Source organism: Morganella sp. GD04133 (assembly GCF_029835375.1).
In the GTDB taxonomy this organism is placed as follows: Bacteria; Pseudomonadota; Gammaproteobacteria; order Enterobacterales; family Enterobacteriaceae; genus Morganella; species Morganella morganii_B.
This window is the reverse complement of the sequence record NZ_JAODZS010000005.1, coordinates 120,564-136,418: the sequence shown is the minus strand read 5'-3', so window position 1 is coordinate 136,418 and position 15,855 is coordinate 120,564. Positions and strand designations below refer to the sequence as shown.

General features: G+C 45.6%; 14 protein-coding genes. 10 read left to right on the top strand and 4 right to left on the bottom strand.

From position 1 onward, the window contains the following. Positions 1-3,655, top strand: a 3,655-nt coding sequence (locus tag N7387_RS03725; RefSeq protein WP_279797002.1) for an Ig-like domain-containing protein, incomplete at its 5' end; no start/stop codon positions are given. 1,095 nt (positions 3,656-4,750) lie between these two features. Further along, the gene (locus tag N7387_RS03720; protein WP_262861696.1) at positions 4,751-5,059 is read left to right on the top strand and encodes a helix-turn-helix transcriptional regulator; all 309 of its coding nucleotides are present in this window, start codon (positions 4,751-4,753) and stop codon (positions 5,057-5,059) included. Between the two features lie 72 nt (positions 5,060-5,131). Here N7387_RS03720 and N7387_RS03715 read toward each other — a convergent pair whose 3' ends face one another. After that, complete coding sequence (locus tag N7387_RS03715; RefSeq protein WP_262861695.1) at positions 5,132-5,413, bottom strand: hypothetical protein; 282 nt, start codon at positions 5,411-5,413, stop codon at positions 5,132-5,134. Here N7387_RS03715 and N7387_RS03710 point away from each other — a divergent pair. From N7387_RS03710 to N7387_RS03695, 4 genes are all read left to right on the top strand, one after another. After that, the gene (locus tag N7387_RS03710) at positions 5,412-5,714 is read left to right on the top strand and encodes a hypothetical protein (protein ID WP_262861694.1); all 303 of its coding nucleotides are present in this window, start codon (positions 5,412-5,414) and stop codon (positions 5,712-5,714) included. The genes N7387_RS03715 and N7387_RS03710 overlap by 2 nt on opposite strands. A gap of 68 nt (positions 5,715-5,782) precedes the next feature. Further along, positions 5,783-5,968 carry a hypothetical protein gene (locus N7387_RS03705; RefSeq protein WP_262861693.1) on the top strand — a complete coding sequence of 62 codons (186 nt, stop codon included), beginning with the start codon at positions 5,783-5,785 and terminating at the stop codon, positions 5,966-5,968. Between the two features lie 13 nt (positions 5,969-5,981). Beyond that, entirely contained in the window at positions 5,982-6,617 is a 636-nt protein-coding gene (locus N7387_RS03700; protein ID WP_279796996.1) for a polymer-forming cytoskeletal protein, read from the top strand. Between the two features lie 37 nt (positions 6,618-6,654). Then, positions 6,655-6,993, top strand: coding sequence for a sel1 repeat family protein (locus N7387_RS03695; protein WP_262861759.1), 339 nt, complete (start codon positions 6,655-6,657; stop codon positions 6,991-6,993). A 49-nt stretch (positions 6,994-7,042) separates the two neighbouring features. Here N7387_RS03695 and N7387_RS03690 read toward each other — a convergent pair whose 3' ends face one another. The 3 genes from N7387_RS03690 to ahpC all read right to left on the bottom strand — a co-directional run bounded on the left by N7387_RS03690 (position 7,043) and on the right by ahpC (position 10,171). Continuing rightward, complete coding sequence (locus N7387_RS03690; RefSeq protein WP_279796994.1) at positions 7,043-7,444, bottom strand: hypothetical protein; 402 nt, start codon at positions 7,442-7,444, stop codon at positions 7,043-7,045. A 520-nt stretch (positions 7,445-7,964) separates the two neighbouring features. Beyond that, positions 7,965-9,539 carry an alkyl hydroperoxide reductase subunit F gene (gene ahpF / locus N7387_RS03685; protein WP_072868903.1) on the bottom strand — a complete coding sequence of 525 codons (1,575 nt, stop codon included), beginning with the start codon at positions 9,537-9,539 and terminating at the stop codon, positions 7,965-7,967. Between the two features lie 68 nt (positions 9,540-9,607). After that, positions 9,608-10,171, bottom strand: a complete 564-nt coding sequence (ahpC, locus tag N7387_RS03680; RefSeq protein ID WP_262860171.1) for an alkyl hydroperoxide reductase subunit C — start codon at positions 10,169-10,171, stop codon at positions 9,608-9,610. Between the two features lie 415 nt (positions 10,172-10,586). Here ahpC and potA point away from each other — a divergent pair, with 415 nt between their 5' ends. The 4 genes from potA to potD all read left to right on the top strand — a co-directional run bounded on the left by potA (position 10,587) and on the right by potD (position 14,586). Further along, a complete protein-coding gene (gene potA, locus N7387_RS03675) occupies positions 10,587-11,702 on the top strand; it encodes a spermidine/putrescine ABC transporter ATP-binding protein PotA (protein ID WP_279796990.1) in 1,116 nt (371 codons plus the stop codon). Further along, a complete protein-coding gene (gene potB, locus N7387_RS03670; RefSeq protein ID WP_262862351.1) occupies positions 11,686-12,546 on the top strand; it encodes a spermidine/putrescine ABC transporter permease PotB in 861 nt (286 codons plus the stop codon). Before potA ends, potB begins: the two co-directional genes overlap by 17 nt. Further along, the gene (gene potC / locus N7387_RS03665; protein ID WP_025152481.1) at positions 12,543-13,325 is read left to right on the top strand and encodes a spermidine/putrescine ABC transporter permease PotC; all 783 of its coding nucleotides are present in this window, start codon (positions 12,543-12,545) and stop codon (positions 13,323-13,325) included. Before potB ends, potC begins: the two co-directional genes overlap by 4 nt. Positions 13,326-13,542: 217 nt before the next feature. Further along, complete coding sequence (gene potD / locus N7387_RS03660; RefSeq protein ID WP_279796987.1) at positions 13,543-14,586, top strand: spermidine/putrescine ABC transporter substrate-binding protein PotD; 1,044 nt, start codon at positions 13,543-13,545, stop codon at positions 14,584-14,586. The last annotated feature ends 1,269 nt before the right edge of the window (positions 14,587-15,855 follow it).

Sequence of the window (15,855 nt, the reverse complement as noted above, 5' to 3'; positions counted from 1 at the left end):
CCAGCCGGTAAGCGGGATCACGGATAACCAGGGTCGCCTGCGTGTTTTTATCACCAACACCAAAGCCGGCTCTGAGGATTACACCTTCAGCATTAACGACAGCAGTGTCACCAGACAGCTGGTGTTTAAGCCGGATGAATCCACAGCCACCATGACAGACTCGCAACTGAAAATCGTGGATGACGATCAGAAAGCTGACGGCACAGCGGTAAACCGGGTGCAGGCAACGGTTCTGGATGCTTATGGTAACCGTATCCCGGGCTATTCCGTACAGTTCATTGCGGACAACGATGCTGTGCCGCCGCAGTCTCAGCTGACAACGGACAGCAACGGTGAGACCATCTTTGAGCTGACGAACACCAACGCCGGTAAAACGAAGGTGACTGCGCAGGTGAACGGTAAAACGGCATTCGTCAATGTGACATTTACCGCAGACAGTGCAACGGCGGAGATCCTTGACGGCAATATGACGGTACCGGTGAATAACAAACCGGCAGACGGAGTGGCTCAGAACACCGTCAAAGTCATTGTAACGGACAGCAAAGGTAACCTGGTACCCTCTGTTTCTGTGACGTTCAGCACCGATCCGGCGGCAACGCCGGCGGGAGAGACATCACTGACGAATGAGAAGGGAGAGGCCTTTTTCAGCCTGAGCAGCACGGTGGCAACGGATATTATGGTAACCGCAAAGGTTAATGATAATACAATGTCAAAACCTGCGACATTTGTACCGGGCAGTGCGGTGCCATCCATGTCATTGATTCGCACTGATCAGGAGACTTACATTGCCGGCAGTGATCTGACGGTGACAGTGACGCTGAAAGATGGACAGGGTAACGGTATCTCCGGGCAGGGCGCTCTCCTGACAGAAAAAGCTGTCATTGTGCCGAATGCCGCCGCAAAAGCGGGCAGTGCCTGGACTGAGAAGGGGGACGGTGAGTATGAGCGCGTCTATACCGCAGAAAAATCGGGCACAAATCTGAAGGCATCCCTGAAACCGGACAGCTGGAGCAGTGCAGTACACTCTTCCGTGTATGCCATAACCGCAGGCAGTGTGGCGCAGACGACCTCACAGGTTATAACGGATAAACAGAATTACACGGCAGGCAAAGATATCAAAGTAACGGTTATGCTGAAAGATACCTACGGTAACAGTGTTACCGGACAGGTCTCGTCCCTGACAGCACAGACTGTCATCGTACCGAATACAGGTGAAAAAGCAGGCAGTGACTGGTCTGACAGGAACGACGGCAGCTATGAACGGAATTACACTGCAAAAAATGAAAGTGCTGACAATAAGGTCTCAGTAAAACTGGACGGTTGGACAACGGCATCAGAATCAGCGGCTTACAGTATCACTATTGGCGGCGTGGAGCAGTCTGCTTCCGGGGTGCGTGTTGATAAGGGGACGTATACTGCCGGTGACGATATCAAGGTCACGGTCACGCTGAAGGACGGGCAGGGTAACGGTATCCGGGGACAAGAGGTCGCTCTCCTGACAGAAAAAGCCGTCATTGTGCCGAATACTGCCGAAAAAGCCGATGTCTGGACTTATCAGGGCGATGGTGAGTATGAGCGCGTTTATACCGCGCAGAAAGCGAGTAGCGGTAACAAAGTCTCGCTGAAACTGGATGACTGGGGCAGTGCGGCCGAATCCGGCGTGTATGCGGTGACGCAGGGCAGTGTCGTTCAGGCGGACTCAGCCATTGAGAGGGATAAGAGTACTTATACCGCCGGTGATGATATCAGGGTCACGGTCACGCTGAAGGACGGGCAGGGTAACGGCGTTACCGGGCAGAAAGACGTCCTGACGGCAGATACCGTTACGGTGCCGAATGCTGCCGTAAAAGCCGGTGACTGGGATGATAAGGGCAACGGTGAGTATGAGCGCGTCTATACCGCACAGACCGTGAGTGCCGGTAACAAAGCTTCACTGAAACTGAACGGCTGGGGCAGTGCGGCGGAATCTGACGTGTATGCGGTGGCCCAGGGCAGTATCGTTGAGGGGGGCTCAGCCATTGAGCGGGATAAGGATACTTATACCGCCGGTGACGATATCAAGGTCACGGTCACGCTGAAGGACGGGCAGGGTAACGGCGTTACCGGGCAGAAAGACGTCCTGACGGCAGATACCGTTACGGTGCCGAATGCTGCCGTAAAAGCCGGTGACTGGGATGATAAGGGCAACGGTGAGTATGAGCGCGTCTATACCGCACAGACCGTGAGTGCCGGTAACAAAGCTTCACTGAAACTGAACGGCTGGGGCAGTGAGGCGGAATCCGACGTGTATGCGGTGACGCCGGACAGCGCGAATCCGGATACCGGTCAATCATCGCTGTCGGCTGATCCGATGACTATTGTGGCGAATGACGATGACGAGTCAACACTGACGTTCATTCTGAAAGACAAATTCGGAAACAATATCCCCTCTCAGGATGTGAAGTTTAAATCAGACCTGACGGACAGCAAAGTAAGTACAACAACGAAAAACCCGGACGGAACTTACAGCGCAGTCCTGAAGGGCACCAAAGCCGGTAATGCTAACATCACGATTGATCTCGACGGACAAGCATTCGCGGTTGTACCGGTTACTGTCACTCTGACAAGTGATATCGCAACCGCAGAAATCGAGGATGTGAGTCTCAGCGGTGTTCAGGAGCGGAAGATTGCCAACGGTACTGATTTCTTTGAATTTATTGCCGAAGTCCGTGACGCGAATGACAACCCCGTGAGTGGTGTAACGATTCTCTGGACCAATACTGCCGGTGCTTCCGCTACATTCTCTGAGACTTCACAGCAGACAGACGCAGAGGGTAAAGTAAAGGTCAAACTGATCAGTACCAAGACCCCGGTCTATGACATTGTGGTCAGTGCCGAACAGGGAAGTCAGTCCGTGAATGCTGATCAGAAGGTTTCCTTTGAAGAGTTGTTCACGACATCGGTGCTGGTCATTGATGCGGTTAAGCCCGGAGACAGCCCGGTGAAAGGTGCAAACGTTAAGATCTTCTCGGAGGATGGATCAGAATTGCTGCACGAGATAACAACGGATGCAACCGGCAAGTTTAAGGTTGATCTGGTTGGCGGTAAGTATGCAATTAAGATCACGGCGGATAATTACGACGACTACGATGACTTTATGGTCGTGAAGAGTGGCGCGGATACAAACTTTAAGTTTGCATTGTCTCCGTCACTGGACACCAAGTTCGGTCGTATTATTTTGCAGTGGAGTGAAGCACCGCAAGATCTGGATGCGCATTTACTGGTTCCGCCTGTCGGCGGAGGCGCCCGGATCCATGTGTATTACCCGACGTCCGCTCAAAATCCGGCCGGTGCAGATGCATCACTGGATAAAGATCAGAAAGCAGCACCGGGTGTTGAAACGATAACCATAGAGAAAGGACATACAGGAACCTATACCTATTATGTTAAAAACTTCTCAGGCCCTGCAGCTAAATTATCGACAGCGAAGGTGTTGCTGTTCCTGAACCCGGACTTAACACTGAAACCGGGAACATCGAGAATGATGAGTTTTAATGCTCCGGATGTGAATGTCGCTAAGTCTTCGCAATGGATTGTATTTGATATCATCGTGGATGCGAATAATGACGTTCAGGTAGTACAAAAAGGAACGGTATCCTCTGCTGAGCCGAAGTAAAGAAGAAACGTTACTGATCGGTAGTAACAATAATAAAAGCCACAGACAGAAGTGTCTGTGGCTTCTTGTGCACAACATTCCCCCGGCTATGCCGGGGGATATTTATTTATGTGAACAGGAAAATAATAGTGGATCCGCCGGAAAGGAAAGGCAGATCCCGGTAAATGTATTCTGTTCAGGATGAACGGATAGTTTTTCCTGCGAATATACATTTATTCAGAATTGCTGATTTATATCAGATGATAATACTAATTGATGTGACTCTGTAAGCATAATATATGTTTTCACACGACTAAACCTGAATCGAATACCTCAAAAAAATATAATTATAAGCACAATTATTTGTTAATTATTTGAGAATCGAAATGGCTATTTGTGAAAAAATATAATAAATGTGTAACGGAGTGCTTCAGGAGTAATCGCGAGAAGAGTGGTCAGGATATTTAGGATAAATCGCATTTATTGTGTAAAAACAGTTACTTCAATTTAACTTACTGATGTGATTAGTAAATTTAACTTATTGTTCTGTTTTTAAGGTATGAATAAATTTTTATTGATAGGTTTAATCTATTGTTAGATTTGAATAGAGAGGTGAATAAAAATTTGCACACACCGCTATAAGTCATTTACTCTTTACATGAAAATAAAATAACGTATATAAAGAGGGCTATTAACGATAACAGGTAATGGCAGCAAGATGATCATCAGAATCATTTTGTAATACCAATTCCCCCTGTGATAAAAAGAAATACAGCTGAAATGTCAGTGACGATAATGTTTATTCATACACGGGATAGCAGAGAGCATTAATCTCTGCTGCTGTGATATTGTGATCAACAAAATAGTTGATTATTTAATTATTTTGCCACTAAACAATATGAGTGTTGAAAATAACATTTTTACTCTTATATGGAGTGTGAATGTATTATCACGCTAATTATTTAACTGAATAAGGAGGTGTCTGAAACAGGCATGAAATATATTGGTTTATCTTTTCAGTGATTATTATTATTTCACATGGCATATAAAACAGAATATATGTTGTTTTATTTATAAAATAGCAGTCAGAGTGTAATGTAGTCGTCAGGAGGATTTGTGATTAAAAATATTCATCCTATTTCCAGTGTAATAGGTCAGGCTCTTAAGAATAAACGCCGACAGCTCGGGTTATCCGGTATTGAACTTTCAAAAATTTTAAGCATCAGCCAGCAACAAATTTCCCGTTATGAAAGAGGTGTGAATTGTTTTAACCTGGACATGCTTATGCGTTATTTCGCTGCTCTGCAAATGACACCAAACGATGTTAATAATTTATTCTCTGTGTTAGGCAGCTATTACCATCATAAGGTCGGTGAGCATGAAGGAAGAATAGACCCCTCATACTGTCATGATTACAGAAAATGATTTAAACAATAATAACGTATATTTATACAGAAATAATGAATGAAATCATTACGATGGGGATGTCGTAAGTACTTATTGATAAATTATTTTATCATCATTAACTCTGAGAATCCGGAGCCGGGACATATTTATGTTTATGTCATATAACACGTTTAAGATAAAAAAAATAAGATTATATCTGCTGTTTTCTTTACCCTTTATTTTTCCGGTTTCAGTCGCCGAATCGTCTGCAGCAAAGCCGGTTGTCAGGCAATCTGAGCCGGTGATATCGGAAACAATAGAAGGTATAGGGGCGGTTGTTGCCGTGTCTCCGGATTCTCTGAGAAACCGTTTTTTATCCGGCAGACGGGGCATGCCGTTTCCGATGGATCTGACCACCCTGCCGGAACCTGCCGGAAAATTACCGCCCGGAAGCCGGATCCCGCACAGTGATGTGTTCAGTACATTACCGGCAGTGCCGGTACAGCGTGATAAATCCGGTGATCAGTTTTACTCGGATGAAATCGCCGGTGCCTGGCAGGCATTTTTCGATAACGACGGCGATGATATACCGATCAAATTCGGTGGCGATCTGGAAAAAGATCTGAAAAATAATCAAAAAAACAGCGTATTAAATACCAGCAGTTATATGGTTATCTATGATGAAAAACCATAGGTTTATCTTATGCATCTCTGCTCAGGTATATTTTATTATTACTTATAACCGTAATATCAGGAGGATCTATGATTTTTGATGATATGAAAACTGACTTGGCAGATATTATGAAGAAATTTGTAAAACGGAAATGTCATATTAAATATCACTATGATGCTAATAATGTTATTTTTTATATCGATGAAGAGAATGGTATGCGTATCCGGATAAATATAAGTTGTATCAGTGATATGCCGGTATACCAGCAAGCATGATGACGCTGAACGAATGAAAATACATTTATATTTATACGGTCTCTGGTTTCTCTGGGGAGAAATACTGATAGCCATTATCTCTTCCGGGAGAGAATTGTATTTTCATATGAGCATGTACGTGTTGCTTCTCTTTGTATTATTTTTCATCACAACAGGAAGGCGTTTTTTTATGGCATTATTCAGACAAGACGATAAAAAAGATAAAGTAAATAAAGCAGAATCTGTGAAGGCGGAACAGGCAAAAGCAGAACCGGTAAAAAATGAACCGGCGGGTAAGAGTATTACTATCGTGGGAACAGGTTGTGAAATAACCGGTGATATGACCCCGGGAGGTAATATCGAAATATACGGAAAAGTAAAAGGGAATATCAATGCCGGCGCATTTAAAGTTTCCGTTATGGAAAAAGGGGTTATTGAAGGTGATGTGACTGCGGAACATGTTGCCGTTAATGGCATGATGATGGGAACCTGTAATGCCAAAAATACGGAAATCCTGCAAAAGGGTGAACTGAATGGTATTTGCCGGACTGAAGTATTTTCCATTATTACCGGCGGGCGTTTTACCGGCCAGTCCGAGCCTTATAAAAGTCATAAAGTCACCCCTGAAGTCATTGTTGCCGGTAAAGAAAAGACAATAAATCAAAAATGATCGTTACCCCGGCACACTGTTAACGGATAAAGGAAAAATGAAAATATATTCCCGGTTTTTGATAGCTTTATTTTTTATCCCGTTACTTTGTTTTGCGGAAACACCGTCGCAAAATATTGAGTTGTTGAATATAAAAGCGATACAGGGAGAAACAAATGCCCAGTTTTTACTGGGAACACTGTATCTCACCGGACGTTATGGTGTGAAAAAAGATATTGAGAAGGGAAAGTATTATTTGCGTATTGCGGCCGGAAAGGGCGATTCCGATGCAAAACGCTTTTTAGCGCTTCAGTATTACAATGAAAAAGACTATTTTGCATTTCTTACTCTGTTTTATGAATATTGCAGGGATATTATTGAACAAAGTTCTGAATGACAAAAACCGGGTTTTAAAAAGGCTTGTATTGAATGCAAGCCTTTTTTATTTATGAACCGGCATTCAGGCTGGATTTCTTTTTGATTGAGCGGAATGCACTCAGTTTGATATCACTGCATACCTTACCGAGTTTTATCGTCAGGCTGTTTCTCATATAAATTTTAATGTCATTATCCATAATGCTTTCATTTTCCCGCAGGAAATTAAACTCATTCATGACTTCACCGTATTTTCCGGATAATATCCGGTAATCACCGGCATTGGTTTTGCGCAGCAGATACATATCATCAATACAGCTGTTACTGGTGGAATTCTGTGCCGGTGCAGGGAGTAATTTTACCGGCTCTGCCGCTGGTTGTGCGGGCTGAGGTGATATTTGCTGTGATGCACTGGTACAGCCGGACAGCGTGGTCAATAATCCCGAAATCAGAATGAATGTTTTAAAACGCATGGGAACTCCTCTGGCGGGTATATATTGTATCGAATTTTAAGAACAGAGAGGGCTATACCTTAAAGTATGTCTGCGGTGTTTGTATATGAATAGAGTGTGACGAAATAAACATAATAATATGGTGTTTATCTTTACTGCTATGGTGATAAATATAAATATAGTTATATTTGTCTGTATTAAATGTGGCATAGTGCTGAATATTAATCAGCGCAGGCAGAAGATATCATTATATACACGTTAAAAGAGTGATAATAAGAGTGATATTATAAACAGTAAGGGGCAGGCGATTATATATAACCGCTATTTTCCTGCAGAGTAAACAAAAAAGTCTTTTCTCCGCAGGTATTGTTGTGTCGTGACAGGAAACGCTCTTTTCCGGAACGGAAAACGGCCTTTTACGATTCATCAGAAAACCCGCTGGCTGCGCAAACAGATCCGGCGGAGTGTGACGGCGTTTAGCGGGGAATAAAAAAAGGCATCCGCCCCCGGATGCCTTTGGGTACAACAGCTGAACAGCGGACTATTCAGCGGTTCTGGTACTGGTGCGGATCAGGTAATCAAAGGCGCTGAGTGACGCTTTGGCACCTTCGCCTGCCGCGATAATAATTTGTTTGTACGGTACGGTGGTGCAGTCACCGGCACCGAACACCCCTTTAATACTGGTTTCGTTACGGGCATCGACCACAATCTCACCCATCGGGTTCAGATCCAGTGTTCCTTTCAGCCACTGCGTATTCGGCAGCAGGCCAATCTGAACGAAAATCCCCGCCAGTGTCAGTGTGTGAAGCTCACCGGATACACGATCTTTGTACTGTAAGCCGGTCACTTTGCTGCCGTCGCCGAGCACTTCGGTGGTTTGGGCATTCACAATAATATCCACGTTTGCCAGGCTGTGTAATTTCTGCTGTAACACCGCATCGGCTTTCAGTTCCGGGGCAAATTCCAGCAGCGTGACGTGTTCCACCACACCGGCCAGGTCGATAGCGGCTTCCGCGCCGGAGTTACCGCCGCCGATCACCGCCACAGATTTCCCTTTGAACAGCGGGCCGTCACAGTGCGGGCAGTAAGTCACCCCTTTGGTGCGGTATTCCTGCTCGCCCGGAACACCCATGTTACGCCAGCGGGCACCGGTACTGATAATGACGCTGCGCGCTTTCAGGGTTGCACCGGATGCGGTCTGTAACTGATGCAGGCCGCCTTGTTCCGTGGCCGGGATCAGCGCCGTGATGCTCTGGTTATCAATCACATCTGCGGTGTAATCTTCCACATGCACTTTCAGTGCTGCCGCCAGTTTTGCGCCTTCGGTTTTGGGTACGGAGATATAGTTTTCAATATCCACGGTATCCAGCACCTGGCCGCCGAAACGCTCACCGATAAGTCCGGTACGGATCCCTTTACGGGCAGCATACACGGCTGCGGATGCTCCGGCAGGGCCGCTGCCGACAATCAGCACTTCATACGGTGCCTGCTGATTCAGAGCATCAGCTGCTCGTTTACCGGCGTTGCTGTCCACTTTATTGACGATTTCCGCCAGTGTCATACGACCCTGACCGAACTCGTTACCATTCAGGAAAACCGCCGGCACGCCCATGATATTGCGTTCGGTGATCTCATTCTGAAACAGACCGCCGTCAATGGCCGTGTGTGTGATATTCGGATTAAGTACCGCCATCAGGTTCAGTGCCTGCACCACATCCGGGCAGTTATGGCAGGAGAGTGAATAATAGGTTTCAAAATGGAATTCACCTTCCAGATTGCGCACCTGATCCAGTAATTCCTGTGCTTCTTTTGACGGATGACCGCCGACTTGTAACAGTGCTAACACCAGTGAGGTGAATTCATGACCCAGCGGGGAACCGGCAAAACGGATGCCCTGCGTCTGTCCCGGATTGACAATCAGGAATGACGGCTTGCGTGCAGAAGCACTGTTATCTTCGCGAACGGTAATCTTCGGCGATAACTCAGCGATTTCCTGTAATAATGTTCTGATTTCACCGGACTTAGCACTGTCGTCAAGGGTTGATACCAGCTCAACCGGACGGGTTAATTTTTCGAGATACGCTTTAAGCTGCGCTTTCATTGTGTTATCGAGCATGATTATTCCCTTAAAAAATCGGGTGCAATGCACCCGATAACAGTAAATAAGAAAGGAGACGGGGGAGCTTAGATTTTACCGACCAGGTCCAGTGACGGAGACAGCGTCGCTTCACCTTCTTTCCATTTGGCAGGGCAGACTTCACCCGGATGGCTGGCAACATACTGAGCCGCTTTCACTTTACGCAGCAGGTCAGATGCGTCACGGCCGATACCTTCAGCAGTGATTTCAATCGCCTGGATGATACCCTGCGGGTCAACAACGAACGTACCGCGGTCAGCCAGACCTTCCAGTTCACGCATGTTTTCGAAGTTACGGGTCAGTGCGCCGGTCGGGTCACCGATCATGGCATAGTTGATTTTGCCGATGGTTTCTGAGCTGCTGTGCCATGCTTTGTGGGTGAAATGGGTGTCAGTGGAGACAGAGTAGATGTCCACGCCCATTTTCTGAAATTCATCGTAATGGTCAGCCAGGTCGCCTAACTCAGTCGGGCAGACAAACGTGAAGTCAGCAGGATAAAAGAAGAAAATGCTCCATTTGCCTTCGGTGTCTTTTTCGGTGACTTCAATGAATTCACCGTTTTTGAATGCCATGTTTTTGAAAGGTTTGATTGGGGTATTAATTAAAGACATAGATGATTCCTCCTGTTTCGTTGAAAATAACAATACGGGAAGCGGCGCGGGGAAGCCAATGGCTTGCTGCTATCGATGTGATAGGTTTTATCTAACAATGGGTTTATTTTAATAGTTTACGGTACGAAAACGGCAGATATTGCGCACGGACAATAAGATCGCATTCCTGTTTGAAAATGCCTTCAATCAGGGGGATGATTGTTAAGATATGTATGAATAAAGATGAACAAAAAATTAGTGGCATGATGACGTTTCAGCTTTCATTTTAAGGTCGCTGTGTTTATTATGCCCTCTTCTTTTTTTGACGGCGTAACTGGTTTTGGGCATTGGCCATAAGTAGACCAATCTGCTTTAACAGTCTTTTTTCAGTTACGGTTCTATCTGCATGACCTCCGGGATAGAGTGAATAGCATAAATGACTGAGACAACCTCTCTGACACCACTTGTCACCCTGAAAGGGCTGAGCAAAAGCTTTGATGACAAGAACATAATTAAGCATTTAGACCTCACAATTAATCATGGTGAGTTCGTCACCATTCTGGGCCCGTCCGGGTGCGGTAAAACCACGGTTTTACGGTTAATCGCCGGGCTTGAGGATGCGGATGAAGGCACCATTATGCTCGGTGACCAGGATATCACGCATATCCCTGCTGAACAGCGCCATATCAACACGGTTTTCCAGAGCTACGCCCTGTTTCCGCACATGACAGTCTTTGAAAACGTTGCGTTCGGGCTGCGTATGCAGAAAACCCCGGACCATGAAATCACACAGCGTGTGGAAGAAGCCCTGAAAATGGTGCAGCTGGCGGATTTTGCCGGGCGTAAACCGGGGCACCTTTCCGGCGGACAACAGCAGCGTGTTGCCATTGCCCGTGCGGTGGTGAATAAACCGGAAGTGCTGCTGCTGGATGAATCTCTCTCCGCACTGGATTACAAGCTGCGCAAACAGATGCAGAGTGAACTGAAAGCCCTTCAGCGTCAGCTGGGGATCACCTTTGTGTTTGTCACCCACGACCAGGAAGAGGCACTGACCATGTCTGACCGCATCATTGTGATGCGTGACGGCAGGATTGAGCAGGACGGCACGCCGCGTGAAATCTACGAGGAGCCGAAAAACCTGTTTGTGGCGCAGTTTATCGGTGAGATCAATATCTTTGATGCGGATGTTCTGCACCGAATCGATGAACAGCGGATCCGCGCAAATGTCGAAGGGCACGAGTGTGATATTTACACCACGCTGGATGTCACGCCGGGGCAGAGAGTCCATGTGCTGCTGCGTCCGGAAGATCTGCGTGTTGAAGAAATCCATGATAATGAGCCGATTACCGGGCTTATCGGTTATGTCCGCGAGCGCAACTATAAAGGTATGACGCTGGATTCCGAAGTGGAGATGGAAAACGGCAAGCGGGTGATGGTCAGTGAGTTCTTTAATGAGGATGACCCGGATGTGGATCACTCGCTGAATCAGAAAATCGCCGTGACATGGGTTGAAAGCTGGGAGGTGGTGCTGGGCGATGAAAATGACGCGTAAACCACTCCAGACTATCGTGATCACGGGGATTGTCGCCTGGTTACTGTTGTTTGTTTTCCTGCCCAATCTGATGATCATCGGCACCAGTTTCCTGACACGCAATGACGCGAATCTGGTCGATATGGTCTTTACCCTCGACAATTACCGGCGCTTATTTGACCCGATGTATGCACAGGTGATGCTGCACTCGCTTAATATGGCGGTGATTGCCACGGTCTGCTGCCTGCTGATCGGCTATCCGTTTGCGGCGTTTATTGCAAGGATGCCGCAGAAGTATCGTCCGCTGATGTTATTCCTGCTGATAGTCCCGTTCTGGACAAACTCGCTTATCCGTATTTACGGGCTGAAAATTTTCCTCAGTACACGCGGCTATCTGAATGAGTTTTTATTATGGACAGGGCTTATCGATAAACCCTTTAAGCTGATGTATACCTCTGAAGCGGTGGTGCTCGGGCTTATCTATATTTTACTGCCGTTTATGGTGATGCCGCTCTATTCCGCGATTGAAAAGCTCGATAAATCCTTACTGGAAGCGGCACGTGATCTGGGGGCGAATAAAGTTCAGACCTTCTTCCGCATTATTCTGCCGCTGACCATGCCGGGCATTATCGCCGGTTGTCTGCTGGTGCTGCTGCCGGCGATGGGGCTGTTCTATGTGGCAGATCTGATGGGCGGGGCGAAAAACCTGCTGATTGGTAACGTGATAAAAAGTCAGTTCCTGAACATCCGTGACTGGCCGTTTGGTGCGGCAACCAGTATCTTCCTGACCGCAGCAATGGGGCTGCTGCTGTATGTTTATTACCGTGCGGCGAAAATGTTGAATAAGAAGGGTGAACTGGAATGATAGGACGCCTGTTACGCGGTGGTTTTATGACCATCATCTATGCTTATTTATACATCCCGATTGTTATCCTGATTGTGAACTCCTTTAACTCATCCCGTTTCGGGATCAACTGGCAGGGATTCACGACTGACTGGTACAGCACGCTGATCAATAATGACAGCCTGCTGCAGGCGGCGGGTCATTCATTGACGATGGCAATTCTGTCTGCCACATTTGCCACGGTTATCGGTTCACTGACAGCGGTGGCACTGTACCGCTACCGCTTCAAAGGAAAACCGTTTGTCGGCGGTATGCTGTTTGTGGTGATGATGTCGCCGGATATCGTGATGGCTATTTCCCTGCTGGTGTTGTTTATGATCCTCGGGGTGTCGCTTGGTTTCTGGTCATTACTGTTCTCGCACATTACCTTCTGCCTGCCGTTTGTGGTGGTCACAGTCTATTCGCGGCTGAAAGATTTTGATGTGAAAATGCTGGAAGCGGCACGTGATCTGGGGGCCGGGGAATTCACCATTCTGCGCAAAATTATTCTGCCGCTGGCGTTACCGGCAGTGATCGCGGGCTGGCTGCTGAGCTTTACCCTGTCAATGGATGACGTGGTGGTGTCCTCATTTGTTACCGGACCAGGCTATGAAATTCTGCCGCTGAAAATCTACTCGATGGTAAAAGTCGGGGTTTCACCGGAAGTGAATGCGCTGGCCACGATTTTAATGGCACTTTCGCTGTTTATGGTCATCATCAGTCAGCTTGTGCTGCGTGACCGCTCACACAAACAGCAGTAACCTTTCTGTTACCGGCGCGGTCTTCAGCGGATCCGCCGGTTTATTGTGTGAATAATCCCGCATTGCCGCAGAATTTTCAATTCTGTTACCGTTTTATGACGTAATCGTTGCTTTACCCCCCGCATTTCCGCTTTTATAATTACTCTGCTTAATTAACAAAGGGGGCGTTACCGCCTGTGATATTCACTGATTAACCCGGGTTGAGGGAAACACTGAAATGAAAAAGTGGTCCTTACTGCTTGGTGCCGGCATTCTGGCAGCGGGCTTGAGTTCAGCATCAGCAGATGACAGTAAAACACTCTATTTCTATAACTGGACGGAATATGTTCCGCCGGGGTTATTAGAGCAGTTTACCAAAGAGACCGGAATCAAGGTGATTTACTCCACCTATGAATCCAACGAAAGCATGTACACCAAACTGAAGACCTACAAAGACGGGGCTTATGACCTGGTGGTGCCTTCAACCTATTTTGTCGCCAAAATGCGCCACGAAGGAATGCTGCAGAAGATCGATAAATCAAAGCTGAGTCACTTTGATAACTTGGATCCGAATCTGCTGCACAAACCATTCGATCCGGAAAACGATTACTCGATTCCGTATATCTGGGGTGCGACTGCTATCGGGATTAACGGTGATGAGGTCGATCCGGCCTCTGTAACCTCCTGGGCTGACCTGTGGAAACCGGAGTACAAAAACAGCCTGCTGATGACCGATGATGCCCGTGAAGTATTCCAGATTGCCCTGAGCAAACTGGGTTATTCAGCAAATACCATCAATCCGGCTGAAATTGAGCAGGCTTATAAAGAACTGCAAAAATTGCGCCCGAACATTTTAGCGTTTAACTCCGATAACCCGGCGAACCCGTTTATGGAAGGGGAAGTCAATGTCGGGATGATCTGGAACGGCTCCGCGTATGTGGCACGTCAGTCCGGTCTGAATATTGATGTTGTCTGGCCTGAGGAGGGCGGCATCTTCTGGATGGACAGTTTGGCTATTCCGGCTAACGCTAAAAACCCGGAAGGCGCACATAAGCTGATTGATTTCCTGCTGCGTCCGGAAATTGCGGCACAGGTCGCACAGACTATCGGGTATCCGACCCCGAATCTGGCGGCGAAAAAACGGCTCCCGGCAGAGATTGTCAATGACAAATCACTCTATCCGGATGAGGAAACCATCCGTAAAGGGCAGTGGCAGGATGATGTGGGTGACACCAGTGTGCTCTATGAAAACTATTATCAGAAGCTGAAAGCCGGTCGTTGATTTTACTCTCCGTTTGAAAAAGCACCTCAGAGGTGCTTTTTTTATGTCTGTAATAAAGAGACATAACCTGAATGATTTCATTGCAAATAATATATAAACAGGTGAGCAAAAACATTTCTAATTATTAAACAGAAGCTGAATCAATAATCTGTTTTATAAAAAAACGCTAAATGATACCTGTCACAAGGTGAATCTCATGCTGCCCCAATGGATTGTTTTATGTCAATTAACGTATAATATATTGATATATAAGAAATAATTTGACGTATTACGGCATAAATGAAAAGTGATGTGCAACGCGATAAATAAAAAATTACAAATACAACAAATAAGTTACAAAAAAATACAATTAGACTGCAATATCATGCTGGATATCTTTTTTTGTTAAGAATAAAAACTTGAAATTAAAGTGAAATATTCACAATGCAGCATTAAACACTTACTCACTGTGAATGTCAGATTTTAATAGTTTTTTCTCGGAGCAGCATAACACGTGTCTATCTAAAAATAATTAGATGATTATAATTACGAAAGTGACACAAGTAGTGTGTAAATGGGTAATTATAAATACCATTATTTGTTACTGGTTTTTTCAATCAACGCACCCTGTGGATAGCTTATCAGCTGATTTTTGCGCTTTTTCTAACCACGCCGTTGTTTTTTTAGACAAAAACATGATTGAAATGTGACCATTGCCACTTAATTGATGTAAAGAGATGAAAAATATTTTGTTACGTGTGATCTATTTCGCTTTTTATGTGGTCAGATCAAAGAATCATGGTTAGTGGATGGATTAGGATATAATCAGACATCCTGATTTACATTCTCTCATTATTTCGGCTGATGCTACGGATAGCATAAAAAAGACAGGGCGATGAATTAATCGCAAAATGACTAAGTAATTTTACTAAAAAAATAACTTATCTTTATGTGACTAGTTAGTAATCCCGGTCTTATTTTGCTTAGGGAATAGTCTTAAATACGCAGAGTGATTTTAAATTTTGATATCGTAATTATAGATTCTCACGTTTTTCTGTGACGCTTAATTTTTTAATTGGTTAAATAGATAAACCGGGTTAAGCACTTCATCAAAATTCAGATAAATCTGTTTATATCTGACAGGTATAATTAAATTTCTTTGAAGTGTGATATCGATATTGAACTGAATTTAAATATTACGCCATGATTAAAACGAAATTATTCATCATTTTAGTATTTCGCGAGAAATACTTTGTTCGTATTTAACGTTTTTATACATAAAAAATATAG

Coding starts and splice junctions, on each gene's coding strand:
- N7387_RS03710 (WP_262861694.1), top strand. CDS start 5,412: ATGCCGTTTCCGATGGATCTGACCACCCTGCCGGAACCTGCCGGAAAA.
- N7387_RS03715 (WP_262861695.1), bottom strand. CDS start 5,413: ATGCCCCGTCTGCCGGATAAAAAACGGTTTCTCAGAGAATCCGGAGAC.
- N7387_RS03705 (WP_262861693.1), top strand. CDS start 5,783: ATGATTTTTGATGATATGAAAACTGACTTGGCAGATATTATGAAGAAA.
- N7387_RS03700 (WP_279796996.1), top strand. CDS start 5,982: ATGAAAATACATTTATATTTATACGGTCTCTGGTTTCTCTGGGGAGAA.
- N7387_RS03695 (WP_262861759.1), top strand. CDS start 6,655: ATGAAAATATATTCCCGGTTTTTGATAGCTTTATTTTTTATCCCGTTA.
- N7387_RS03690 (WP_279796994.1), bottom strand. CDS start 7,444: ATGCGTTTTAAAACATTCATTCTGATTTCGGGATTATTGACCACGCTG.
- ahpF (WP_072868903.1), bottom strand. CDS start 9,539: ATGCTCGATAACACAATGAAAGCGCAGCTTAAAGCGTATCTCGAAAAA.
- ahpC (WP_262860171.1), bottom strand. CDS start 10,171: ATGTCTTTAATTAATACCCCAATCAAACCTTTCAAAAACATGGCATTC.
- potA (WP_279796990.1), top strand. CDS start 10,587: ATGACTGAGACAACCTCTCTGACACCACTTGTCACCCTGAAAGGGCTG.
- potB (WP_262862351.1), top strand. CDS start 11,686: ATGAAAATGACGCGTAAACCACTCCAGACTATCGTGATCACGGGGATT.
- potC (WP_025152481.1), top strand. CDS start 12,543: ATGATAGGACGCCTGTTACGCGGTGGTTTTATGACCATCATCTATGCT.
- potD (WP_279796987.1), top strand. CDS start 13,543: ATGAAAAAGTGGTCCTTACTGCTTGGTGCCGGCATTCTGGCAGCGGGC.